The sequence below is a fragment of the Nocardia sp. NPDC059236 genome (assembly GCF_042754085.1).
GTDB lineage: Bacteria > Actinomycetota > Actinomycetes > Mycobacteriales > Mycobacteriaceae > Nocardia.
Map to the genome: position 1 here is coordinate 260,445 of NZ_JBHZAF010000005.1, position 24,127 is coordinate 284,571.

Genomic DNA, 24,127 nt, shown 5'->3' on the forward strand with positions numbered 1-24,127 from the left:
CATTGGCAACCCTACACACGCGGAATGGTAGTTGCACGTCGCGTGCAACAACATTATCGTCGCCCTCATGCACGCATTGCGGACACCGGACGAGCGGTTCGCCGCCCTGCCCGACTTTCCCTTCGAACCCTGCTACCTCGAGGTCGAGGCGGGCGACGGCAGCGCTACCCGGCTGCGGTTGCACTACCTCGACGAGGGCCCGCGCGACGGCGAGATCGTGCTGCTGCTGCACGGCGAACCGTCCTGGAGCTTCCTGTACCGCCACATGATCCCGGTGCTGGTGGCAGCCGGGAAACGCTGTGTCGCACCGGATCTGATCGGTTTCGGCCGCAGTGACAAGCCCGCCGACCGCGCCGACTACACCTACGCCCGCCACGTCGAATGGGTGCGCGAGGCGCTGTTCGATCACCTGGACCTCTCGGGCATCACCCTGGTCTGCCAGGACTGGGGCGGGCTGATCGGCCTGCGGCTGGTCGCCGAGCACCCCGACCGCTTCGCCCGGGTGGTGGTCGCCAATACCGGCCTGCCGACGGGCGAGGCGAAACTGACCGACGCCTTCGCCGCCTGGCAGCGGTTCTCCCAGGAGACACCGCAATTCCCCGTCGGCGGCATCATCGCGGGCGGCTGCCGCACCGAGCTGTCCCCCGCGGTGGTGGCCGGATACGACGCCCCGTTCCCCGACGAGACCTACAAGGCGGGCGCGCGCGCCTTCCCGATGCTGGTCCCCACCAGCCCCGACGACCCGGCCGGCCCTGCCAACCGGCGCGCGTGGGAACAGTTGGCGCACTTCGGGAAACCAGTGCTCACCGCCTTCTCCGACGGTGATCCGATCACCGCTGGCGGCTATCGCGCCTTCCAGGAGCGGGTGCCCGGCGCGGCCGGTCAGCCGCACATCACGATCACCGGCGCCGGTCACTTCCTGCAGGAGGACCGCGGCCCGCAGCTCGCGACGGTGGTGACCGAGTTCATCGCCGCCACCCCGGCTCCCGACACCACCGGAGGATCCACGAAATGATCAGCAGGCGAGGATTTTTCGGCACCGGCGCCATGGCCGGTGCCACCGCCGCGGCGGTCGCCGCCACCGGCCCGGCCGCCGCGACCCCGCGACGCATGGACAACCATCCGGACCGGCCCAATATCCTGGTGGTCCTGGTCGACGAGATGCGCACCCCGATGTGGTTCCCCGAGCAGTCGGTGCTCGACACCATCCTGCCGAATATCGCGGCGCTGCGGAACAAGTCGGTCTCCTTCGAGCAGCACTACACGGCCGCCAACGACTGCACGCCCTCACGCGGCGTGCTGGTGACAGGCCTGTACTCGCATCAGACCGGCTGCCTGTCCACCTCGCAGTCGGAGCTGGCGGCGGGCTTCCCGACCTGGGGGTCCATGCTGCGCGAGCAGGGCTACCGCAGCACCTGGTGGGGCAAATGGCATCTGGGCCACTACGCCGACACCACCCCGGGCGGCCTGGACCGCTACGGATTCGACGGCGGCACCTACCCCTCGCCCAACGGCGCGCCCGAACAGGGCCTGCAGATGGACGGGCGCATAGTCGACCAGTTCGTCGACTGGTTCAATACCGATGCGGGACAGGGCCCCTGGTGCACGACGGTGTCACTGGTCAACCCGCACGACATCCAGTGGTGGCCGCGCTGGACGCGACGCACGCTGGCGTTCAACAACATTCCGCGCTGGATCAACGACCTGCCGGGCAATTTCGAGAGCCTCGAACAGCTGTCGCGCAAGCCGCGGCTGCAGAAAGCCCTGGTGGAGGTCTCGGCGGTCACCTTTGGGCTGGCGCCCTACGGCACGCCCGGGGCCGATCAGGAGTGGATCGACATGCGCAACCTCTATCTCTGGTTCCAGCAGCAGGTCGATACCCAGATCGGGCGCGTGCTCACCGAATTGGCGACCCAGCCGGAGGTCGCCGCCAACACCGTGGTGGTGTTCACCTCCGACCACGGTGACTACGCCGGTTCGCACGGCCTGCACGGCAAGGGCGGCGGCGCCTACGACGAGGCCATTCGCGTACCGCTGTTCATCCACGATCCACGCGGTCAGCTCACCCCCGCACCCGGCACCCGCGATCAGCTGACCTCCAGCGTCGACCTGGCCGCGCTGCTGCTGACCATCGGCACCGGCGGCAACGGGTGGCGGGCCGACGACCGCTACGCGCACCTGGCCGGGCGGCACGATATCGCCGCCGTAGCCGCCGATCCGGGCGCACCCGGACGGCCGTGGATCCTGCACACCACCGACGAGCATTCCATCGAGGAGGCGGCCGTCCGGTTCAACGACGACGCACCCGGTCACGTGATCGCACTGCGGACCGCGGACGCCAAGTTCGTCCGCTATTCGCACTGGGTGCCGGGCTCCGCGCAGATCGACCCGGCCGAGCAGGAGGAATACGAGCTCTACGACTACTCGACCCGCGACGGGCAGCTCGAGCTGGACAATGTCGCGGCCGTCGGCGGCGAGCTGCGCGACACCATGAGCCGGTTGCACGACGAAGCCGTCAGCACCGAACTGCACCAGCCGCTACCCTCCTACCTGCAGCAGGCCCAGCAGGACGGATGGAACGATTACAACACCCAGACCGCGAAACCCTTCGGGGAGCAGCTCTTCAACTTCCTGCAGGACGGTATCGGTTCGAAATAGCGTGCGGGGCAACCTCGTCACCGGTGCCGCCGCCGGGCTGCTCGCCACCGTGGCCGGTACCGCGGCCGCCGTCCCGATTCCTGCGGTACCGGGGTCGCCGCCCGGATTCATCGGCAATCCGGCTGTGGCACAGCCGGTCACCGATGTGCCGCCGGTGCCGCAACATCCCTATCTCGCGCCCAACGGCAGCTCCGGCATCCATGACGACGGGTGGATGAGCAACACCAGCACCCGCCCGGGACCGCTCGGGCACGACCCCCGCGTGGTGTCGGCGGTGATCGGCGGGGAGTGCGGGTCGATCACCTTCGATCGGGCCGGCCGCATCGTCACCACCTGCATCGGCCCGTCCCCGGCGCTGTACCTGCTGGACCCGGTCACCTTGAATGTGCTGGGCCGCAGTGCGTTACCCGGTGATCCGGGCGCGTTCCTGCGGCCCGGCGCTTTTGGCAATTTCACCGGCGGCGCCTACTTCTATCTGGACAACGAAAATCGCGCGGTGATCGCCTCCCGCGACGGCCACATCCGGGTGTTCGCCGAGAACGCCGGCGGCGACGGTTTCACTCTCGCGCACGACTACGACCTGACCGGTGTGCTGCGGCCCGGCGAGACCTTCAACTCGGCGCTGCCCGACAGCAACGGGCTGCTGTGGTTCGTCACCCGGACCGATGGCGTGGTCGGCACCCTCGACCTGAACACCGGTGCCGCACAGGTGATCCGGCTCGGCGACGGCGCCGAGGGGGAGATCGAGAACTCCTTCGCCGTCGGCAACGCCGGCGACGTGTATATCGCCACCAACCGTGAGCTGCTGCGCTTCGATGCCGGGCCCGGCGGCGCACCCGCCCTCACCTGGCGGGTCACCTACGCCAACAGTGGACAGCACAAGCCCGGCCAGGTCGACGACGGCACCGGCACCACACCCACCCTCCTGTCCGGCGGCTATGTCGCCATCACCGACAACGCCGACCCGATGAACGTCGTGGTCTACCGCACCGCGCCCGGGGCGGCGCAGCGGCAGGTGTGCGCCGTGCCGGTGTTCGAGGCGGGCGCCAGTGATACCGAGAACTCGTTGATCAGCGCGGGAAACGCGCTGATCGTCGAAAACAATTACGGCTACACCGGTCCCGAGGCCGCCTTGCTGGGCAAGACCACCACCCCCGGGTTCGCCCGCATCGACATCGACCCCGACGGCAATGGCTGCCATCAGGTGTGGGCCAACACGACCGAGGCCGCACCGACCGTCGTGCCCAAGCTGTCGCTCGCCACCGGCCTGATCTACACCTACACCAAGGGCACCCAGGCCAGCGATCCCTGGTACTTCACGGCCCTGGATTTCCGCACCGGAGCGACGGTGTGGAAGCAGCTCACCGGCACCGGCCCCGGGTTCAACAACAACTACGCCGGAATCGCCATCGGACCGGACAGCACCGCCTATCTCGGTGTGATCCCGGGCCTGATCGCAGTCCACGACGGATGAACGATCGAGAGTCGCTGCACGGCAACGGCTCTCGATCCACACGCCTCAGGCGTCCGCCACCGCCGCCCACGGATTGACCGGCACCACGCCGACCGTGTGCCCCGAACCATCGAGCAGCCGCCCCCACGACTTGAACGCGCGCAGCACCAAGCGCTGGTCGAGGACGACCGCATCGGTCAGCGCGGTGCCGATTCGGCCGAGGATGGCGCTCAGGTCCGCGATGCGATGCACCTGGGCCATGACCATGATGTTCGCCCGCCCGACCGTGGACAGGCAGATCCGGGTTTCCGGCCAGGAGGCGATCTCGGTCCCCGCCGCATCCAGGTCTTGGTGCGGAACCGAGAGCCACAGCACGTACTCGGTCGGCCAGCCGCCCGCGCCGCGCGCGAAATCGGTTCGGAAAGCCAGCATTCCGCGGCGGATCAGGGCATCGAGCTGCCGGCGCACGAGATGCTCGGAGGTGTTCAGCTCGCGGGCCAGATCCCGGTACCTGGCCCGGCCGTCGTGCTGGAGGGCGAGGAACAGGTCCCGGTCGCCGGGCTCGAAAGTGCGGTAGCGCACCGCTTTTCGCGACTCGCCACTCTCCTCCTCGACGACCGACCGTTGCTGATCGCGGTCGATCGCGCCGAGCCGCCAGTGCACGCCGCTGTGCCACTGCAGCGCCACGGTGGAGCGCACCCGCACGATGCCGGGCACCGCGGGTAGTCGCTCGAGCAGCAGGGTGCTCAAGGCCGCCGGGCTGTCGGACAACACCAGGGTGTGCAGGTCGAAATCGCCGTCGGTGCCGTAGACACTCATGACCTGCGGGATCGACGCGAGCCCGGCGGCGACGGCCACCGCCCGGCCCGGCTGTGCCCGCACCTCGCACACCGCGCCGACCAGCGCCACCTGCGGACCGGGCACCGACGACACCCACGCGCGCCCGGATTCCGACAGTCGCTGCCACCGGCGCGCGGCCGTGGCCGCCGAAACCCCGAGCGCCGGGCCCAGCCGTTCGAAGCTGACCCGAGGGTTGGCGTGCAACGCGTCGAGCAGCATCAGGTCGACCTCATCGAGGTTGCTCTCCCGCACGACTCAGATCCGTTCCGTCGATTTCCCGCACTGGATGCTCCCATTGTGCGACTCCCCCGCAATTTCGGGGACAGGCGAATGGCCTGCCGTTCACTGAGGACATGAGCGAATCGACGACGACGGGCGTCACGGTACCGCTGGCCCGGTGGGTCGAGCAGTTGACGCCCGAGCAGATCCCCGCGCGGGTACGGACCCGCGCCAAGCACGTGCTGCTCGACGGTGTGGCGTGCGGTCTGGTGGGCGCCCAGCTGCCCTGGTCCCCAGTCGCCACCTCGGCGGTGCTGGACCTGGAGGGCACGGGCGCGGCGACCTTGATCGGAACCGGGGCCACCACCGGCGGGCCCGCGGCGGTCCTGTTGAACAGTACGTTCATCCAAGGCTTCGAGCTCGACGATTTCCATCCGCTCGCGCCCCTGCACAGCACCTCCCTGATCCTGCCGGTCCTGCTCGCAACCGCCCAGCAGCTCGGCGGGGTATCCGGCGCCGCGGCCCTGACCGCCGCGATCGCCGGATTCGAGGTCGGTCCACGCGTCGGATTGGCCCTGCACGGCTCGGAGATGCTCTCCCGCGGCTGGCACAGCGGCCCGGTCTTCGGAACCCACACCGCCGCAATGGTTGCCGGCAAGCTGCGGGCGCTCGACGCCGCCCGGCTCGAGGACGCGCTCGGCATGGCGGGCACCCAGTCCGCCGGACTGATGGCCGCCCAGTACGAGGCGATGTCCAAGCGCATGCAGCACGGATTCGCCGCGCGCAACGGCTATTACGCGGCCGGTCTGGCCGCTGCCGGGTACACCGGGATCAAGCAGGTCTTCGATCGGCCCTACGGCGGCTACCTGTCGGTCTTCGGCGAGGGCCACGACCCGGACCCCGCCCAGGTGATCGCCGGTCTGGGCGAGGGCTGGCACACCGAGCTCATCATGGTGAAGTCGTATGCGTCCCAGGGCGGGCTGCACGGCACCGTCCAGGCGGCGCTGGAGCTGCGCGCCCGCCACCACATCGACCCGAAGTCGGTCGCGCACATCGAGATTCGCGTCGGCCACACCGTCTACCACCATGGCTGGTGGGAGCCGGAACGGCCGTTGACGGCCATCGGCGCGCAGATGAATCTCGGCTACGCCGCGGCGGTCGCGCTGCTCGACGGCCAGGTGCTGCCGCCGCAGTTCACCGCGGCCCGGCTGGACGCCGACGATGTCTGGGAGCTGCTCGGCAAGGTCGAGGTGAAACTGGACGAGAACATCCAGAACGGCCCTGTCCACGAACGTTTCGCCACCGAACTGGCGATCACCCTCACCGATGGCACGGTGCTCGCACAGCGGATCGTCCAGCCGCACGGCGGCCCCGCCGACCCGGTCACCGACGACGAACTCGTCGCCAAGTACCGCTCACTCGTCGGTCCCCTGGTCTCGCCCGATCGGCTAGACGCCATCCAGCGGGCAGTGCTCGGCATCGACGAACTCGCCGATCTGCGCGAGCTGGCCGACCTGCTCGCCGCGCCCGTCGCCGGCGCCCTCGACAACCTGGAACAGGATCACCACCGATGACCACCCCGTCGCGGGCGCGACTACGCGCCGCCCTCGCCGACCGTGTCGAAATCATCGTCGCCCCCGGCGTATTCGACGGCTTGTCCGCCTCCCTGGTCCGCCGGCTGGACTTTCCCGCCGCCTACCTGACCGGCGCGGGCGTGGCCGCCAGCGGTTTCGGACTCCCCGACATCGGGCTGGTGACCCAGACCGAAATGGTCGAGCGCGCCCGGATGCTGGTGCGCGTCCTCGGCGACATCCCGCTGCTCGCCGATGCCGACACCGGATACGGCACCGCACTCAATGTCGTTCGCACCGTGCGCGAATACGAGGCCGCCGGCGTCGCCGCGATCCAGCTCGAAGACCAGGCCTTCCCCAAGAAGTGCGGGCACCTGCCCGACAAGGAGCTGATCGAGACCGGGGAGTTCGTCACCAAACTCACCGCCGCACTGGAGGCGCGCACGGACCCGGACCTGGTCGTCATCGCCCGCACCGACGCCCGCGGCCCGCTCGGTATCGACGCTGCCATCGACCGGGCCAAAGCCTATGCGGCGGCGGGCGCCGACGTGATCTTCGTCGAGGCGCCGCAGGGCACCGCCGAGATCGAGCGCATAGCGCAGGAGGTGTCCGCTCCCCTGCTCATCAATCTCGTCCTGGGCGGCCTCACCCCGATCGAATCCGCCACGCGCCTGCGGGAACTGGGTTATTCGATCGCCATCCACCCCTCGCTCCCGCTGGGCGCCGCGGCGTCCGCGATGCTCACCGGCCTGGCCGACCTCGCCGGCCGCGATCCCGGGCCGCTGCTGCCCGCGAAACCTGCCGAGTTCTTCAACCTCGTCGGTCTGGCCGAATGGTCCGAGCTGGGCGAACGCTACCGTGAAGGAGCCTGACCCATGGGCATGACCATGATCGAGAATCTGCTGGCCCGCAAGGCCGGTGTGCCGCGGGTCCGGCCCGGGGACATCGTGACCGTCGACGTCGACATGTGCGTGCTGATCGATCTGCAGTTCGCCACGCTGTGGCAGCAGCCCCGCCGCATCCATGATCCCCGCAAGGTCGCGGTCGTCATGGACCACGCTGTACCGGCGCCGTCGCTCAAGGATGCCGCGGGCGGTCCGAAGGCGCGGAAGTTCGTGGCGGACTTCGGGATCGAGCACTTCTACGATGTCGGCCGGCACGGCATCTGCCACCAGGTCATCGCCGAGAACGGGCTGGCCCGTCCCGGCGAGGTGCTCGCCTGCACCGACTCGCACACCTGCGCGGGCGGCGCGTACAACACCGCCGCCCGCGGACTCGGCCCGGCCGAGGTGTACTCCATCCTGTGCACCGGCGCCACCTGGTTCGAACTCGCCCCCACGGTGCGTTACGAACTCGCCGGCGCGCTCCCGCCGGAGGTCGGCGGCAAGGACGTCTTCCTCTATCTCGCCGACACCTACGGTGACGCCACCAACCAGAATCTCGAATTCGGCGGGCCGGGCCTGCCGACGGTCCCGCTCAACGACCGGCGCACGATCGCCACCCAGGCCGCCGAAATCTCCGCCGACTTCGCCACTTTCGGTGTCGACGACCTGCTGCGCGAGTTTCTCGCCGCGCGTGGGGTGGCGGATTTCGTTGCCGCTGACGCGGATTCGGACGCCGAATACGCCGCCATCCGCACCATCGACCTGTCGGGCCTCGAACCGTACGTCGCCCGCCCGGGCACGGTGAGCCGCAACGGGGTTCCGGTCTCGCAGGTCGAGCCCCGGCGCATCGACCAGGCGTTCATCGGGTCCTGCGCCAACGGCCAGCTCGAAGATCTCCGCATCGCCGCGCAGATCCTGCGCGGCCGGACCGTCGCCCCCGGCGTCCGGCTGCTGGTCACGCCCGCCTCCCAGCAGGTCTACCGGGACGCCATGCGACTGGGATACCTGCAGGACATTGCCGATGCCGGTGGGGTGGTGACCAATTCGACCTGCGGCGCCTGCTTCGGCTACCACATGGGCGTGGTCGGACCCGGCGAGGTCTGCCTGACCTCGAGCACCCGCAACTTCACCGGCCGCATGGGCAGCACCGAGGCCGAGATCTACATGGCCGCGCCCGCCACCGTCGCGGCCTCCGCCATCACCGGCTACATCACCGACCCCCGGAGCGTCACCGCATGAGCACTACCATCACCGGCCGCGTCTGGGTCTTCGGCGACTCCCTCGACACCGACGCGATGTACCCGGCCTTCGCCATGAAGCTCGAGCTACCCGAGGCCGCCCGGCACATCTTCTACCAGGTACGCCCTGGCTGGACCGATCTCGTCACCCCCGGCGACATCGTCATCGCCGGAACGAATTTCGGCGTCGGCTCCTCCCGCCCGGTCGCCGCCCTCTTCCAACAGCTGGGCGTCGCCGCCGTGGTCGCGGAGAGTTTCAACTCGCTGTTCTTCCGCAACGCCGTGAACGCGGGACTGCCCGCGATCACCGCACCCGGAATCACCGAGCACTTCCAGGACGGCCAGACCGGCACTTTCGATCTCGCGACGGGCACGTACAGAAACGAGTCCACCGGTATCAGTGGCCTGGGCCGCCCCCTGCCGCCGTTGCTGCTGGAAATCATCAGTAGCGGAGGGATTCTCGCGCGCCTGGCCGAGCAGGGCTTCCTGTCGTGACCGCAACCGACCCCACAGAATCGGACCAGCCATGGCAATTCGTTTGATCGGAAGACTCCTGCGGCCAGTGCGAGCCGGAATCGGCCGCACGGCATGGTTCGATCCGGCTGTCGAGCATGCACCCGAAACCCTGATGGTGGGCAGTGCCGCTTTCGTTGACGGCGGGGACATTCCGCGTCTGCACGCGGGAACAGGCGTGGGAGACAACGTATCCCCACCACTGCGCTGGTCGGGTGTGGCGGTCGAGGCCGTCGAGCTGGTCCTGATCATCGAGGACCTCGACGCTCCTCTGCGTCGTCCGGTTGTGCACGGCGTGTTCACCGGAATCGATCCGCGTATCACCAGCGTCCAGGAGGGAGCGCTCGGCTCGAATGACGGGGAGACGAGCAGCAGCATCAGGGTGGGCACCGGGAGCTTCGGCCGCCGAGGGTACGCCGGTCCACGCCCCGTCCCCGGTCACGGACCGCACCGCTACGTCTTCCAGCTCGTGGCGCTCGACCAGCCGAGCGGATTGACCGATGGCGCAACGCTGCCCGCCGTACTCGCAGCCGTCAGCGGGCATGTGATCGCCCGCGGCAAACTCACCGGCCGCTACGAACGGCCCTAACGCGAACCATCGGGATAGACCGGGTCGGCCGGCAGCGGAATCGGCAGGTGGCAAATAATTAGCTATGACGTCCTCTCCGATCGGAGGAGAGCGCATGGAACGCCTGAACAACCCGCCCACAGGGAAGGGCCGGACTGCTGCCGCGCACTTCCCGCAACCCTGACTGGCATCGGTATCGAGCGAAGGAGTCTCATGCGAGCGACCTACATGTACGGTGCCGGTGACGTCCGTGTCATCGACGTTCCCGATCCCGTCGTCCAACACCCCACCGACGCCCTGGTCCGTGTCGTCCGCAGCTGCGTGTGCGGTTCCGATCTGCACCCGTACCACAACATGCCCGTGTCGGAGCGAGGCGAATCGATGGGCCACGAGTTCGTGGGAGTCGTGGAGGACGTCGGGAGCGAGGTCCGCACGGTCGGGAAGGGTGATTTCGTGATCGCCCCCTTCGCCTGGTCGGACGGCACCTGTGATTTCTGCCGTGAGGGCCTGCAAACCTCTTGCCGCCATGGCGGTTTCTGGAACGCGGGCGACGTGCGCGGTGGCCAGGCCGAGGCCGTGCGGGTGCCGCTCGCCGACGGCACCCTCGTCCCGGTACCGGTCGAAGAGAAGTCGCCGCTGGTCCCGTCGCTGCTGACGCTGTCGGACGTGTACGGCACCGGCTACCACGCGGCCGTGAAGGCCCGGGTCACCGCGGACACCACGGTCACCGTGATCGGTGACGGCGCGGTCGGCCTCATGGGCGTCCTGTCCGCGTGGCAGCTGGGTGCACCCCGGATCATCCTCATGGGCCGCCACCAGGAGCGCACCGATCTGGGACGCGAATTCGGCGCCACCGACGTGGTCGCCGAGCGCGGAGCCGAGGGCGTCGCCGCGGTGCGTGAACTGACCCGGGGCGACGGCACCCACGTCGTCATCGAAGCGGTCGGCCACATGCCCGCCTACGAACAGGCCCTGGGCGTGGTCCGCCCGGGCGGCGTGATCAGCCGCGTGGGCCTTCCTCAATACAACGACGCCCCGGTCGGGTGGGACCTCTTCGGCCCCAACATCACTCTCACCGGCGGCCCCGCACCCGCCCGTGCCTACATCGAAACCCTGCTCCCGGCGGTCCTCGACGGCACCGTCAACCCCGGCAGGGTCTTCGATACCGAACTCTCCCTCGATGACGCCCCCGACGCCTACCGTGCCATGGACGACCGTCGCTCCCTGAAGGTCCTCCTCCGTGCCTGAGCCGATCCCTCAACTCCGTCAGGAGCGGTCGCGGGCGCTGACCCCGCGCCGGAGCAGAAACCACCCGCCCGCCCGATTTCGACGGCCACACTGCACGCGTTTGAGGACAAGCTGCGGGCGGAGCTGAACAGGCCGGGCGCTTCACCGCCCGCCCCAACGACGATGTTCGTCACGCCTGGTCGGGCGGGAGACAGTGGCGCGTCGGAGACAATGCCCCGCGACGCCATCAAGCGGTTGGCCAGGGTGTGATCGGTGCACCTCGGCCAAGGTCAGCCGCCGATCGTCACGACCCATAGACGCACACCGACCGCTCGTAACCGGCAATGTCGACACTCCCGCACGGTCCGCACGCGCCGGGGCCGGCTGGCGATCAGGTGAGCCCGTCACTACGGTGGGGCGGGCAATCGGAAGCCCGGAAGCGGGGGTGTGTGGATGCCGTTGTCGACGGCCGAACAGGTGATGGCCACGAATCAGGATGCGCCGCAACGGCGCTCGATTCCGCTGGTCGTGGTGTGGCTGGTAGCGGTGCTGGGTGGACTGGCCGGGTGGTACTACCTCGGTCAGCTGCTGGCCGCGCCCCGCGCGATGCTGCACCTGGTCGATCTCGGCGTGTATCAGATCGCGGCAGACCGTGTGGTGCACGATGTTTCGGTGTACGACACCCCGTTGCGGGGGCACACGCGCGGGGTGTGGGAGTTCGTGTACACCCCGTTCGCGGCGCTGATGTTCGTGCCGCTGGCGTGGCTGCACGGGTCGGTCTTCACCTGGGCCGGGGGACTCGCGAATTTCGCGATGCTCACCGGATCTGTTTGGGCGGCACTGTCGGTGCTCGGTTATCGGCGCGACCGCCGCATGCTGATCGTGGGCCCTGCCGCTGCCGCTCTGCTGCTGTTGTGTGAGCCGATCCGGGAGACCGAGGCCTTCGGGCAGGTCAATATCCTGCTGCTGCTCCTGGTGCTGGCCGATATGGCGCTGCCCGATTCCTCCCGCTGCAAAGGCGTGCTGACCGGTATCGCGGCCGGCATCAAGCTGACCCCGGCGTTCTTCATCGTCTACCTACTGGTGACTCGTCGATTCCGGGCGGCCGCCACCGCCACCGGCGCGCTGGTCGCCACCATGGTGATCGGCCTGGCCGTGCTGCCGAAGGATTCGCTGACGTTCTGGAGCGGCGCCTTCGCCGACCCTGCGCGGGTCGGTGTCCCCGAGAACCCGCAGAACGAATCTCTACGCGGCATGCTCGCCCGCACCCTGGGCGCTGCCGGCAGCATCCAATTGCTGTGGGCCGCCGCCGCTCTCGCCATCGCGGTGGTCTGCCTGATCCTGGCCCGCCGTCTCTCGGTCACCGGCCGTGAACTTCCCGCCGTGGTCCTGTGTGGTCTGACCAGCACGGTCGTCTCCCCGTACAGCTGGATCCACCACTGGGTCTGGCTGGCTCCTCTGCTCATCTGCCTGGCCGACCTCGCCCTGCGCCGCCGCTCCCTGCCGACCGTGGCGGGTCTGCTCGGCGTCTTTCTCGTCTGCTCGGGCGGCGTCTTCGAGCTGCTGGACCTGCACTACGGCAGCGTTTTCGACCTCCCGAGCCGCGGCCCCTTCGCCGTCCTGGACCACAACGCCTACATCTGGCTCACGCTCGCCCTCTTCGCCGCCACCGCCGTGCTGACACGGCGCGGTTCCGCGCCTGTCCGCCCCGTCCTCACCCCCGGTACCGGGCGACGAAGCGCCGCAGAATCTCCTGCGGCACCGTGATGTGCTCACGGTGCCCGAGTTCGGTCAGGGAGTCGGCCTCACTCGGGTCGAAATAGCCTTCGTGCCGATAGATTTCGATGCGCAGCGCCAGGCCCCGGCCGTCGAGTTCAGGGTGGAACTGGGTGGCGTAGACATTCTCCCCGACCCGCACCGCCTGTACCAGGCAGACGGCCGAACGCGCGAGTAGCACCGCACCCGGCGGAACGTCCTGGCAGGACTCCTTGTGCCCGACGAAGGCCCGGAACGTGTCCGGAAGTCCGTGCAGCAGCGGGTCTTTCGCCGCGTCCTCGGTGAGTTCGATGGTCGTCGCGCCGGGGGTCTCGCCGTAGCGCTCGGTGCCGACCGGCCCGCCGAGCACGTCGGCGAGGATGCTCAACCCGTAGCACGCGCCCAGGTACGGGATGTCGCGGCGGACGATCTCGATGAGCAGCTTCTTCAGCTCGGGTTCGAAGACCCGCTGATAGTCGTACTTCTTGGCCTCGGGGTAGCTGAGGTTGCTCGGCCCGCCGCCGACGATCACCGCCCAGTGGTCGTCGAGCTCGAGATCGGGCATGCCGCGATTCATCTCGACCCGCACCACGTCCGCGGCGGCGAGCCCGCCCGCGTCGAGGATCGCTTCGTACTCCTGGTCGGAGGCCGCTTGCTCGGGTCGCAGCTGCAGCAGCAGACAAGACTTGGGCATGTCCACATTGTGGGCGGTCGGTCCGCTCCGGTTGGGGGCTATGCGGGGATTGACCTCGAGTGCGCTCGAGGTTGCAGGGTGGAACCATGACTCGACCGGTAGAAATCTGGAACACCGTCTACGACGAGGACACCGCGCCCTGGGTGATCGGCGAACCGCAACCTGCCATCGTGGCACTGGAACGCGCCGGTGAGATCCGCGGCCGCGTCCTCGAGCCGGGCTGCGGTGCGGGCGAGCACACCATCCTGCTCACCCGCCTCGGCTACGACGTCCTGGGCGTCGACTTCTCCCCCAGCGCAATCGAATACGCCCGCGCGAATGCCGCCGCCCAAGACGTCCTGGCCGTCCGCTTCGAGGTCGCCGATGCCCTGGCCCTCGGCGGCAATGCCGACTTCGCGGGTGATCCTCCAGGTTCGGTGCCCGCCTTCGACACCGTGGTCGACAGCGCCCTGTTCCACGTCTTCGGCACCGAACCCGAGGCCCGCTCCGCCTACGTCCGCAGCCTGCACGCCGTCTGCAAGCCCGGCGGCGTGGTCCACGTCCTGGCGCTCTCCGACGCCGAACCCGGCTTCGGCCCCCGCATCAGCGACACGGTGATCCGGGAATCCTTCGGCGCGGGCTGGGAACTGGAGAGCCTGGAACCGACCCGCTACCGCGGCCGGGTCACCGCCACCGTCGCCGATCAGGCGGTGGGCCTCGAGCTGTCCCCCGCGGGTCTGGTGGATGTTGCGGCTTGGATGGCACGCATCCGGAGGCTCTGATACAGTTCGCCTACCTCATCAAAAATTCTTCCGAAAAGTACGTGTAACCCAGGGTTACACGTACTTTTGTTTTCAGCCCTGCCGCTGCCTTCAGCCCCGATGCACCCGGTCGCTCACCAGCGCCCGCAGCGCCGGATCCTCCGCGCCCACGTGCAATGACCGAATCCGTTGCACCGCAAGCGCATCCGTCCCGGTGACCCGCTGGCTCAGGCGCTCGTGCTCCACCCACGACGGGCTCATGAAGGTCTCGACGTGACGGTCCGGGTCGACCGGATCGGAGTACATCGCCCAGTGCATGGCCCCGTCACGGCGGCGGGAACGCCGCAGGTCGGGAATGGCGGCGTGGAAGTCGGCCAGGTGCTCGGCGGGGATGCGGTACTCGACGGTGAGCATGATCGGGCCGTCATCGGGGGCCAGCGACAGCGGCACGTACGGTTCCAGCACGTGCGCGGCCTGGACATCGATCTGCTCGGCGGCCGCGAGCCGGAACCACAGGCCCAGCACCGTCTGCGCCGCGAGCGCCACCCCGGCCGCGGTGAGTGCCGTGGGCAGTCCCGCGGTGCCGGCCACCGCACCCCAGCCGGCCGCGCTCACCGCGAAGCCGAGCTGGAACACCAGCTGGAACACCGCCAGTCCGCGACCGCGAATCCAGCTGGGCAGCACCGATTGTGCCGCGATATTGAGCGTCGACATCACACCCATGCCCGCCATGCCGGCGAGGAACAGCACCGGCAGCGCGGGCGGGAAGGCAGTCAGCTGCGCGACCGTCAGCAGGCAGGCGGCGTAGAGCAGACTGCAGGCCAGCGCGATCCGATCGGGGGAATAGCGGTGCCGGATGCGCGGCAGCACCAGTGCGCCGCACACACCACCGACCCCGAGTACACCGAGCAGCAGGCCGTAGGTGGTCGCCGTCTGATGCAGACGCACCCGGGTCACCACGGCCAGCAGAGACGGCAGCGCGCCGTAGCAGAGCACGAAGGCGGCGGCGCGAACCAGCACCGCGCGCAGTTCGGGCGCATTGGCCACATAGCGCAGGCCGGTGCGGATGGCGGTGGTGAGATGCTCGGGCGGCAGTGCCGTCGCGGTGGGCCGGCGTCGCCAGACATAGACCACCGCAAGCACTCCCAGGAACGACGCGGCATTGAGCAGGAAGACGCCGCCGGAGCCGACCGCGGCCACCAGCACGCCGCCGATGGCCGGTCCGATCGCCTGGGAGGCCGTCATCGCCACCGAGTTGAGGCTGATCGCGGCGGGCAACTGCGCGGCCGGCACCAGCTCGGGGGTGATCGAGCTGAAGGCCGGCATGCCGAGCGTCGCGCCGGTGCCCAGCAGCAGCGTCGCGGTCAGCAGCAGCGCCGGATTCACGCTGTGCGACAGCGTGAGTGCGCCGAGCAGCGCCGCCACCACCAGCTGCCACGCCTGGGTGAACAGGATCAGGCGGCGGCGGTCGAGGATGTCGGCGAGCGCACCCGCGGGCAGGGCCAGCACGAAACTGGGCAGGGCATTGGCGGTGGACAGCAATGCCACCAGCGCGGCCGATCCGGTCAGCGTGGTCATCAGCCAGGAGGCGCTGACCAGGTGCATCCAGGATCCGACATTGGACGCTATCGAGGCGATCCACAGGGCGCGAAAAGTATTGATGCGCAGGGGTGTCCACGGTGAGGTCGCCGAGGGTGTGCTCATCCGTCAGAGGGTACGGATCCGTCCTGGCATCGGCGCATCCGTTCGCGATCGGCCGAACGGGTGGGGCGGCACCATGTTGACGGTCCCGGCGTCCTAGTGATCGCGGTGTGCCATCAGCTGGGCCAGGGCGGTCAGGTCGTCGGAGGCGAGATCGCCGGGCAGGGCCGCGAATGCGGCGTCCAGGGCGGCGGTCGCGCGGCGCAGGGTGCGCTGGCGGCCGCCCGCCTGCTCGATCAGGTCCGCCGCCCGGGCCGCGCGGGCCGCGGTCATGGGATGGCGGGCGTGGTAGAGGCGGGCCAGCTCGCGGCCGGCCGCGGTATCCGATTCCAGGGCGCACACCACGGGGAAGGACTGTTTGCGGTGAATCAGGTCGCTGTGCGCCGGTTTTCCGGTGATCTCCGGATCGCCCCAGATGTCGATGAAGTCGTCGGCGAGCTGGAACACGAGCCCGATCTCGATACCGAAGGTGTGCATGGCCGAGACCACGCGGTGGTCGGCCCCGGCGCACAGCGCGCCCAGCGCGCAGGCGCAGCCCAGTAGCGCACCGGTCTTCCCGGCGGCCATGGCCAGGTACTCGTCGACGCTGACGGTGGGCCGGGTTTCGAAGGCGCAGTCCGCGTACTGGCCCCGGCACAGCGTGACCGTGGCCTTGGCCAGCCGGATGACCGCCTCGGAGGTGACGGTCTCGGGTGCGCCGTCACACAGCACGCCGAGCGCGACCGCCTGCAGCGCGTCACCGAGCAGCGTCGCATTGGTCTCGCCCCAGATGCGCCAGACCGTCGGCCGGCCGTGCCGGAACGGATCGGTGTCCATGACGTCGTCGTGGACGAGCGAGAAGTTGTGCAGCAGTTCGACGGCCGCGGCGGCGTGCACCGACTCTTCGACCGCGCCGCCGCAGGCCGCGGCCGCCGCGAAGGTGAGGGCCGGGCGCAGCGCCTTGCCCTGCGCGCCGGTGACCGTCTGCCCCTCGGGATCACACCACCCGAAGTGGTACCCGGCCATCACATCCAGGGGTTCGGCCAGCGCGCCGACCGCCGAGCGCAGCACCGGGTCGATGGCGATCCGGGCCTCGGACAGGCGTCTGCGAGCTCTCCGCTCGATGTCCACGTCGAGCGGGTGCGATAGGGATTCGGGTGCGCGGGCGCAGGTTTCGTCACGGTCGGCCAGGGCGGCCGCGGCCGGACGGGACAGGCTCCATCGGCGCTTGCCCTCGGCGTGCTGTCCTGCGGTGAATCGGATCGGTTTCGACGCTCGCATAATCGGCCCCGCTCGCTCGGACACGGTTGCCGCAGCCACCCGATGGCGGCTGGGCAGCCATGCTCAGAAGAAGCTCATGGTCCCATCACAGTCTGAAACCTGAGGGTTGCCTGCGGATTTCATTTCGGCAACGCCGGAAGGTTTCCTGCTTCAGGTCAGTGGCAGGCCGTGCTCGAGCGCCTCCGCGGGTGCGCTCGTGTAGCGGGCTGCCTGATAGTGGTAGTCGTGGTTGGCGCGCACATAGACGGTGTAGTTCTGGGCGGTGACCAGGGCGTCCGCGCGTTCGCGGCCGGTGAGGCCGGCATCGTCGAGCTCGGTCGGCAGGCGTTGCACCGCCTCGATCATCTGCTCGACGCATTCGGAGAGCATGCCGTTGACCAGTTGCCGGGCCTGAGCTCTGTCGTGCCCGTGGTGATACTGCGCGAGCAGTACCGAGTTGTAGAGGTAGCCGGAGGCCTCGTCCGAGGCAACCGACAGCACATCGTTGAACAGGCCCATGTGTTCGACGGCCGCCATCCGCAGGCTGCGCATGGCGGGCAGGTGGCGGACGGCGGCGGGCAGGTCCACGCCCTCGGCGCGTTCGCTGATATCGAGAAACACGAACAGCGCCACACCGTCTCGCCGATGTGCGCGGTAGGTCTCGAGGTCGGGCAGATTGCCCGATAGTCGGCCGACGCTCTCGGTGTAGTAGGTCCACAGCCAGTCGTGGATCTCCCGGCGCACGCTCCGCCGCCAAGCCGCCGACCGGCCGTGGCACAGGCGCGGCCACAGGTCGGCCAAGGCGATCGCCAGCACGCCGGAAGGTGTTGTCGTACCGTCCAGTACGGCCTCGATGGCGGTAATGGCCTCCAGACACCGACGCGGATCGGGAATTTCGATGTCGAACTGATCGTCGACGATGAAAGCCCATGCGGTGTACTGGCTCAGCAGCGTGAGCTCCTCGGGGTCCGCGCTCGGACACCAGAGGGCGTACATGCGCGCCGGGCGAGTGCGTTCCATGCGACGCCGGGTGGGCTCGGTGGGAACCAGCCCGTAGGCCTCCAGCCAGGACCACATCCCCGCTTCGGCTTCCGGCTCCGCGGGATTGACCCCCGCAGCGCCGAACGGCATGAAGAACTCGATCGCTTCCATACGAAACTACCTATCCCCCAAGCATTTTACCGACGACATCGTAACGATAACGGCATTTCGGACGTTTGAGCTCGCATTTGAAATCTCACTCATTAGGATTTTGCGGGCCGGACGGTCGTCAGTCGGGCAGCCGGACCAGGCGCTGCGCACCGTCGAAGAGGGTCCGCTCGGCCACCCGTGTGGCCGCCAGCGCGGCCAGGGTCGTGGCCGCGAGCAGCATGTACATCACGACGATCTGATAGCGGATGGCCGTCAGCGGATCCACGCCCGCGAGAATCAGACCCGTCATCGCGCCCGGCAGACTGATCAGACCGACCACCTTGGTCGAGTCGATGGCCGGGATCAGCGCGGTGCGCAGCGCCGAACGCTGATTCGGCAGGAACGACTGGTACGCCGAAAGACCCAGTGCCAGCCGCGCTTCCACGGCATCGCGGGCCCGGCGCGCGTCCTCGACCAGGCGGCGCAGAGCGATTCCGGTCGACTGCATCGCCGACGACACGATCATGCCGCCCACCGGCACCACCACCCGCGCCTGCGTGGAGATGATGCCGAGCGCGATCAACGCCCCCAGGGTGATGGACGCGCCGAACGCCACGCCGATGGTCGCCGAGCGCGTCGCGTGCGGCAGTCCCGCGCCGCGGCGCCCGGCCACCTGCCCGGCGATGACGATCATCAGGACCACCCAGCCCAGCGCGCCCGGCAAACCGGTGTGGCGGAACAGGATCAGCAGAATCGCGCCCACCGCGACGAGCTGCACCCCGGCCCGGGCCGCCGCGATCAGCAGTTCGCGGGTCAGATGCAGCTGCTGCCGATAGGCGATGGCCGCCGCCAGCGCGACCAGGACCAGCGACGCGCCGACGCCCGTCCAGTCGGGCACCGAAAGTCCCTGGGTCATGGCTGATTCCCCGCTTCCGCACCGCGCGTGAGCCGCCCGGCGGCCAGCGTCCACACCTCGTCCGCCACCTCGGCCACGAATCCCGGATCATGGCTGACCAGCACCACACTGCCGCCGGCCACCACATGCGCCCGGATCAACGCACCGATCGCCACCGCCGACGCCCCGTCCAGCGCCGAGGTCGGCTCGTCGAGCAGCAGCACCCGCGGGTCCACCGCCAGCGCCCGCGCCAGGCAAACCCGTTGCGCCTCACCCCCGGACAGCTCGGCGCAGCGGCGCGCCGCGAACCCGTCGGGCAAGCCGACCGCCCCGAGCAATTCGCCCACCCGCTCGGAATCGACGGCCCGCCCCACGCACACCTCCTCGCCGACCGTGTCGGTGAGCAACACCGGACGCTGCGGCACCAACCCCACCTGCCGCCGCAGCGTCAGCACATCCAGGTCGGCCACCGGGATCCCGTCCAGCAGCACCCGTCCGCTGTCGGGTTCCCCGAACCGATTCAGCAGCCGCAGCAGGGTCGTCTTGCCCGCCCCGCTCGGTCCGACCACGGCCGTGCACCGCCCGGCCGCGAAGGTGGCATCGACCTCGACGAGTACCGAGGTCGATCCGTGGCCGAGACTGACCCGGTCCAAAACAATGCTGGGCACCGCCTCACCCTGCCCCACTCCGGATCGGCGACGGGGCGCGGGGTCGCCTACTCGCCGGCAGCCCGGCGATCCGACGCAGCCCCTCGGCGAGTTCCGCTCCGGTGGCGGCGGTTTCGGGGTCGATGAGCGCCTGCGCCGCGAGCCCCACCAGCAGCGCCGCGACACCGCGGCCCAACGCCGCATCCTCGCCGAAACCTTCACGGGCCAGGGCTGGGAGGCGCCACGCCTGCTCGCCGAACTGCCGGACGCCGCGGACTTCTACTTCGACGCCATGGCGCAGCTCAGCCCCCGGGTTCGGAGATGACCCAGGCGGTGCTCAACGGAGGGTCGCGGTCATATGGTGGTTCCCACGACCACGCAGTTGCCGCTGTCGTCCCTCTCTTCCAACACGCGCAACGGCGAGACCGCGTCGTGGTCGTCGCCGGGATGCTTGTCATGCTTCCACCACCCGCCGGTCGGGCATTCCACCCAGTGGATGCGGTTGGTACAGGCGAGGCATCGAGAGAAGATGGGATGGCTGTCGGCATCGCGCATTCGGCGCTCCTTTCGAATTACCGCCCGGATGTCGGACGGGAACGGTTCCGACAGTTAGTTCGGCACGGAGTTGGGGTCGGTATTGGCGGGCTCGGTGATCGCTTCGCCCGCGCCCTTCGCCTGCGCCTCGATCGAGTCGATCGAGTTCTCCAAATCGGTCACCCCGGAGGTGTCGCCGCCGCCGAGCTCGGCGTACGCGCCCACCACCAAATCACCGACCTGGGCCAGCGGCTTGCACAGTGCCGGGCTGGCCTTGACGTCCTGGACCGCCAGCCGGATCTCGCGCTTGATGTGACATCACCCATGCGTGTCATTCAAAAGGGCCAATCCGAATCACGGCCCCGCTCAATGAGTTCGATCAAGGCGAAGCACGAGTCCGAGAGACCACCGAAGGTGTGCCGGTTCGGGCCACCCGCAGCGTGACCCATCCGGTAGCCGGCGAGGTTCCACGTGTACAGCGGGACCTCCTTCGGCATCGCGGATCCAGGATCACCACCCCAGCCGCTCTGCTCGTCGGTCAGGATCACCACCCGATCGTGCTGGTTGAACGCGGCGCGGATGCGATCCAGCTCGGATCGGGGTCCGATGCACGTCCGATGTGGTTCGCACCGGGTTCGTTCCGCATATCGGCGCCTGTCGCATGCAACCGCCGGCGTGCTCGGCGCGTCAAATCCGGTATGAGCGAAGGCGACCAGCAAGACCCAGTTGACGGCGAGCAGCGAATCAGGGGACCTCATCACCTGCACCGTGCTGGAGCTCCTCGACTGGAAGACATAGGGATCCATGCTGGGCTGGTGGTGGGTGTCGGCGGGAACCAGCACCCATCCAGGTGGGTCCTCGGCTGCGTCACTGCGACCATCCATCCGTGGACAACGAGTAGTGCGCTGCGATCCGGTCGCGCTGTCTCGTTGGACATTGGACGGCGTCCGTTGGACGGGAGCAGAGACCTACCCGGACGTATCGGGCCGTATTGATCAGAGCGGTCCCCAGTGCCCGCTGCCAGCATTATCTTCCTGGCATGACACCACTCGAGCCGCCCATGATCGCCACGCCGCAGCAGACGGGGATGATCCTCGACGTCGCCGCCGTCGGCATCTACGACCCCGCCGGCGCCGACACCCTGTATCTGCGGGCAACCAACGGCGCGCGGTACCAGCTACCCGAGCAGCTGCGAGACTGGGCGACCACCGTCATCGGGGGGAACCTGCACGCTGTTGCGGCCGGGCACCCGTCGGCGTTCCCCTGCCGGATCGAGTTCGGAATCCTCGACGGCCGCATGTACGCCGAAATGCTGTAGTCGGGGACGTCTCAGCGGAGAAGTGGCTCTCATGGTCGACCGCCGGGCATTCGTTGGCGGGGCGTACCGGCGGCGACCATCGTATTGGAGAGACACATCAACGGGTGTCCATATTTCGAACGGTCAATCTATCGGCTTGGCAGCGCAGACGCCAAACGGGCTGGGGCCGAGTCTTTTTCGGCCATCTCGCGTTGCTACCGCCGGAAACGACGAAAGCCGGTCCAGGAAGGGGGAATCCGGAGGGCCCAGCTTGAGTTTTATGCTCTGCGGGCCGTGTCGTGTGCCCCGGATGACCATCGGCATTCGCGCGTGTGTCGGGCGCTCACGAGTAGGGTCCTCTCAGCGATGCCGTCCAGCCCGAGGAGTTTGCCGGTGGATTGCTGGCCCGGGAATCTCGCTGGCGTGTCGGATCGACGACACGCCAGCGAGGCTGTTCTGCAAACACTGGATACCGGCCGCTCGAGATATGGTCAGCCGACTGAGGTTCGACGCCTGTGCAAGCGCCGCTGGTGGTCGAGTTCGGGCCGAAAGCGGCAGTAGTGGGCGGTAGTTCGCGGTAGGTGCGCTCGACGATTGCCTCCTCTTTTGAGGCGCAGAAATCGGTAGCCGCCGGTATGGCGCGGTAGTGACCGGTAGGTCGGCGGTAAGCAAACCCGCTGTTCCGGACGGTTGGCGGGGCGCTGGCCTCGGCTGATCCCATTCGCCTGCAATATCTTTCGGAAACGGCAAGATCAACGTCCGCCTCGCCGTACGCTGGCCCACCGTCCCTGAACAGTTATCGGCACCACTCGGAGGCACCATGCTGTCCCTGCAGGAGATTTCGGACCGCCTGGAAATAGAGGACCTCATGGTCCGCTATTCCCATGCCGTGGACACCCACCAATGGGAGCTGCTGGACGAAATCTTCACCCCCGACGCCCACATCGACTACACGGCCATGGGCGGCCCGGCCGGTGACGTGGAATCCACCAAGAAGTTCCTCGCCACCGTCATGCCGAATTTCTCCGCCTTCCAGCACATGATCAGTAACTCCTCCATCCGCGTGGAGGGCGATAACGCCACTGCCCGCACCATGTGCCACAACCCGATGCTGGTCACCGCCGCCGACGGCACGCGGCAGCTCATGCTGTGCGGGCTCTGGTATCACGACACCTTCGTGCGCATGGACGGCGAATGGCGCATCAAGCAGCGGGTGGAGGAGAAGAGCTACATGTTCATCGCCCCCGACGCGGTCCCGGGCACCTGAGTCCTGCGGGGATCACTCCCCCTTCAGCAGCTCGATGAGCGGCGCGAACCGGTCCATGTTGTGCTCGAGCACGGTGACGTAGTTGAACCCGAAGCGTTCCCGGCGTTCGCGCAGGGCCTCGGCCATCTGCGCGGCGGTGCCGACCAGCAGCACGGGCAGGTCCTCGAGCGCGCCGGTGTAGCCGAAGGGCAGGCGCTCGGTGAGGTAGGCGACCGCGGCCTCGCGGTCGGCCGGTGCGGCGATGCCCTGCACGAGCAGGTTGAATTCGACGGCGCCGGCCCGGTTTCCGAGCAGCCCGCGCACGTAGTCCGTCTTCTTCGCGGTCGAGTCGGCGTCCGCGAGCGTGAGCAGCCCGCTGTCGGCCGAGCTCGCGCCGGTGAAGGCGACGATGTCGGCGTACTCGGCGGCCAGCCGCAGCGCCCGCTCACCCCAGCCGGCCACGAGCAGCGGCGGCCCGGAAGGCTGCGCCGGACGCGGCTGATATTCCGGATCGGCGTAGAGGCGGCGCAGCGTCGTGACCGTCTCCTCGAGGTGCGCGACGCGGCGGCCCGCCGACGGGAACGGCATTCCGGCGGCCTCGAATTCGGCCCGCACGTACCCGGCCCCCAACCCCAGCTCGAACCGCCCTCCGGTGAGCTGATCCAGCCCGGCCACGTCCCGGGCCAGCAGAACCGGGTTGTAGAAGGGCGTATTGAGCACGAAGGTGTTCAGCCGCGGCCGTTCGGTGACATCCGCGGCCAGCATGAGCGCCGGGAACGGCGCGGGCAGCCCGAGATGGTCGGGCACTCCGATGACGTCGTAGCCGAGTCCCTCGGCGCGACGGCACTTCTCGATCCATTCCGGGCGGGATGCGGGGGTCAGCAGGTTCACGCCGAAGCGGAAAGGGAGGACCATGACTTCTTGTCTACCAGTGGAATCCGGAACCGTTCGGGGGCGCCGAACCGGGCCGGCGAAGGCTGCGAAGCCGCCCGGAACGAATTAGCGCACGGACTGCGGCGAATGCGGCCCGCGCGATGCGACCGCGCGCCATCATGGGATATCGCTCGGTCCGGTCGC

The 24,127-nt window shown here is 68.8% G+C and carries 25 protein-coding genes; 14 read left to right on the forward strand and 11 right to left on the reverse strand.

The features are described 5' to 3' along the window. Positions 1-67: 67 nt before the first annotated feature. Genes ACFXIV_RS15770 through ACFXIV_RS15780 form a run of 3 tightly spaced genes read left to right on the forward strand, consistent with a single transcriptional unit; the run spans position 68 to position 4,132 of the window. Positions 68-1,015: a haloalkane dehalogenase gene (locus ACFXIV_RS15770; protein ID WP_379396873.1), complete on the forward strand. Its 948-nt coding sequence runs from the start codon at positions 68-70 to the stop codon at positions 1,013-1,015. Continuing rightward, complete coding sequence (locus ACFXIV_RS15775; RefSeq protein WP_379396875.1) at positions 1,012-2,658, forward strand: sulfatase-like hydrolase/transferase; 1,647 nt, start codon at positions 1,012-1,014, stop codon at positions 2,656-2,658. Before ACFXIV_RS15770 ends, ACFXIV_RS15775 begins: the two co-directional genes overlap by 4 nt. A gap of 1 nt (position 2,659) precedes the next feature. After that, the gene (locus tag ACFXIV_RS15780; protein WP_379396877.1) at positions 2,660-4,132 is read left to right on the forward strand and encodes a hypothetical protein; all 1,473 of its coding nucleotides are present in this window, start codon (positions 2,660-2,662) and stop codon (positions 4,130-4,132) included. A 45-nt stretch (positions 4,133-4,177) separates the two neighbouring features. Here the strand turns inward: ACFXIV_RS15780 and ACFXIV_RS15785 are convergent, their stop codons facing one another. Then, positions 4,178-5,203 carry an Lrp/AsnC family transcriptional regulator gene (locus ACFXIV_RS15785; protein WP_379396879.1) on the reverse strand — a complete coding sequence of 342 codons (1,026 nt, stop codon included), beginning with the start codon at positions 5,201-5,203 and terminating at the stop codon, positions 4,178-4,180. Between the two features lie 101 nt (positions 5,204-5,304). Between ACFXIV_RS15785 and ACFXIV_RS15790 the strand changes: the two genes are divergently transcribed. The 7 genes from ACFXIV_RS15790 to ACFXIV_RS15820 all read left to right on the forward strand — a co-directional run bounded on the left by ACFXIV_RS15790 (position 5,305) and on the right by ACFXIV_RS15820 (position 12,938). Continuing rightward, the gene (locus ACFXIV_RS15790; protein ID WP_379396881.1) at positions 5,305-6,744 is read left to right on the forward strand and encodes an MmgE/PrpD family protein; all 1,440 of its coding nucleotides are present in this window, start codon (positions 5,305-5,307) and stop codon (positions 6,742-6,744) included. Next, positions 6,741-7,613 carry an oxaloacetate decarboxylase gene (locus ACFXIV_RS15795; RefSeq protein WP_379396883.1) on the forward strand — a complete coding sequence of 291 codons (873 nt, stop codon included), beginning with the start codon at positions 6,741-6,743 and terminating at the stop codon, positions 7,611-7,613. The genes ACFXIV_RS15790 and ACFXIV_RS15795 overlap by 4 nt, the downstream gene beginning before the upstream one ends. Before the next feature lie 3 nt (positions 7,614-7,616). Next, positions 7,617-8,864, forward strand: coding sequence for an aconitase/3-isopropylmalate dehydratase large subunit family protein (locus ACFXIV_RS15800; RefSeq protein WP_379396884.1), 1,248 nt, complete (start codon positions 7,617-7,619; stop codon positions 8,862-8,864). 8 nt (positions 8,865-8,872) lie between these two features. After that, on the forward strand, positions 8,873-9,358 hold the full coding sequence (locus ACFXIV_RS15805; RefSeq protein ID WP_379397183.1) for a 3-isopropylmalate dehydratase: 486 nt from the start codon (positions 8,873-8,875) through the stop codon (positions 9,356-9,358). A gap of 196 nt (positions 9,359-9,554) precedes the next feature. After that, positions 9,555-9,965 carry a YbhB/YbcL family Raf kinase inhibitor-like protein gene (locus tag ACFXIV_RS15810; RefSeq protein WP_379396886.1) on the forward strand — a complete coding sequence of 137 codons (411 nt, stop codon included), beginning with the start codon at positions 9,555-9,557 and terminating at the stop codon, positions 9,963-9,965. A gap of 192 nt (positions 9,966-10,157) precedes the next feature. Then, positions 10,158-11,192 (forward strand): zinc-binding dehydrogenase, encoded by a 1,035-nt coding sequence (locus ACFXIV_RS15815; protein ID WP_379396888.1) that lies wholly within the window; start codon positions 10,158-10,160, stop codon positions 11,190-11,192. Between the two features lie 432 nt (positions 11,193-11,624). Further along, a complete protein-coding gene (locus ACFXIV_RS15820; RefSeq protein WP_379396890.1) occupies positions 11,625-12,938 on the forward strand; it encodes a glycosyltransferase 87 family protein in 1,314 nt (437 codons plus the stop codon). Here ACFXIV_RS15820 and ACFXIV_RS15825 read toward each other — a convergent pair. After that, a complete protein-coding gene (locus ACFXIV_RS15825) occupies positions 12,886-13,620 on the reverse strand; it encodes a glutamine amidotransferase (protein WP_379396892.1) in 735 nt (244 codons plus the stop codon). The two genes, ACFXIV_RS15820 and ACFXIV_RS15825, sit on opposite strands and share 53 nt — an antisense overlap. A gap of 86 nt (positions 13,621-13,706) precedes the next feature. Between ACFXIV_RS15825 and ACFXIV_RS15830 the strand changes: the two genes are divergently transcribed. Next, positions 13,707-14,381, forward strand: a complete 675-nt coding sequence (locus ACFXIV_RS15830) for a class I SAM-dependent methyltransferase (RefSeq protein ID WP_379396894.1) — start codon at positions 13,707-13,709, stop codon at positions 14,379-14,381. A gap of 90 nt (positions 14,382-14,471) precedes the next feature. Here the strand turns inward: ACFXIV_RS15830 and ACFXIV_RS15835 are convergent, their stop codons facing one another. From ACFXIV_RS15835 to ACFXIV_RS15855, 5 genes are all read right to left on the reverse strand, one after another. Then, positions 14,472-16,064 carry an MFS transporter gene (locus ACFXIV_RS15835; RefSeq protein WP_379396896.1) on the reverse strand — a complete coding sequence of 531 codons (1,593 nt, stop codon included), beginning with the start codon at positions 16,062-16,064 and terminating at the stop codon, positions 14,472-14,474. 93 nt (positions 16,065-16,157) lie between these two features. Further along, a complete protein-coding gene (locus ACFXIV_RS15840; protein WP_379396898.1) occupies positions 16,158-17,321 on the reverse strand; it encodes a polyprenyl synthetase family protein in 1,164 nt (387 codons plus the stop codon). 150 nt (positions 17,322-17,471) lie between these two features. Further along, positions 17,472-18,452 (reverse strand): hypothetical protein, encoded by a 981-nt coding sequence (locus ACFXIV_RS15845; RefSeq protein WP_379396900.1) that lies wholly within the window; start codon positions 18,450-18,452, stop codon positions 17,472-17,474. A gap of 118 nt (positions 18,453-18,570) precedes the next feature. Next, entirely contained in the window at positions 18,571-19,347 is a 777-nt protein-coding gene (locus ACFXIV_RS15850; RefSeq protein WP_357005905.1) for an ABC transporter permease, read from the reverse strand. Beyond that, the gene (locus ACFXIV_RS15855) at positions 19,344-19,994 is read right to left on the reverse strand and encodes an ATP-binding cassette domain-containing protein (protein WP_379396902.1); all 651 of its coding nucleotides are present in this window, start codon (positions 19,992-19,994) and stop codon (positions 19,344-19,346) included. Before ACFXIV_RS15855 ends, ACFXIV_RS15850 begins: the two co-directional genes overlap by 4 nt. Between ACFXIV_RS15855 and ACFXIV_RS15860 the strand changes: the two genes are divergently transcribed. Further along, a complete protein-coding gene (locus ACFXIV_RS15860) occupies positions 19,984-20,298 on the forward strand; it encodes a hypothetical protein (protein WP_379396904.1) in 315 nt (104 codons plus the stop codon). The two genes, ACFXIV_RS15855 and ACFXIV_RS15860, sit on opposite strands and share 11 nt — an antisense overlap. Positions 20,299-20,327: 29 nt before the next feature. Here ACFXIV_RS15860 and ACFXIV_RS15865 read toward each other — a convergent pair whose 3' ends face one another. From ACFXIV_RS15865 to ACFXIV_RS15875, 3 genes are all read right to left on the reverse strand, one after another. Continuing rightward, positions 20,328-20,528, reverse strand: coding sequence for a hypothetical protein (locus ACFXIV_RS15865; protein ID WP_354832694.1), 201 nt, complete (start codon positions 20,526-20,528; stop codon positions 20,328-20,330). A 54-nt stretch (positions 20,529-20,582) separates the two neighbouring features. Next, positions 20,583-20,735, reverse strand: a complete 153-nt coding sequence (locus ACFXIV_RS15870) for a hypothetical protein (RefSeq protein WP_379396906.1) — start codon at positions 20,733-20,735, stop codon at positions 20,583-20,585. 107 nt (positions 20,736-20,842) lie between these two features. Beyond that, positions 20,843-21,055, reverse strand: coding sequence for a hypothetical protein (locus tag ACFXIV_RS15875; protein ID WP_379396908.1), 213 nt, complete (start codon positions 21,053-21,055; stop codon positions 20,843-20,845). 491 nt (positions 21,056-21,546) lie between these two features. On the opposite strand from ACFXIV_RS15875, the gene ACFXIV_RS15880 reads away from it, so the two are divergent. Beyond that, entirely contained in the window at positions 21,547-21,825 is a 279-nt protein-coding gene (locus ACFXIV_RS15880) for a hypothetical protein (protein WP_379396910.1), read from the forward strand. Between the two features lie 799 nt (positions 21,826-22,624). Beyond that, entirely contained in the window at positions 22,625-23,071 is a 447-nt protein-coding gene (locus ACFXIV_RS15885) for a nuclear transport factor 2 family protein (RefSeq protein WP_379380977.1), read from the forward strand. Positions 23,072-23,083: 12 nt separating this feature from the next. Here ACFXIV_RS15885 and ACFXIV_RS15890 read toward each other — a convergent pair whose 3' ends face one another. Further along, positions 23,084-23,965, reverse strand: a complete 882-nt coding sequence (locus ACFXIV_RS15890; protein WP_379396912.1) for an LLM class F420-dependent oxidoreductase — start codon at positions 23,963-23,965, stop codon at positions 23,084-23,086. Positions 23,966-24,127 lie beyond the last annotated feature (162 nt).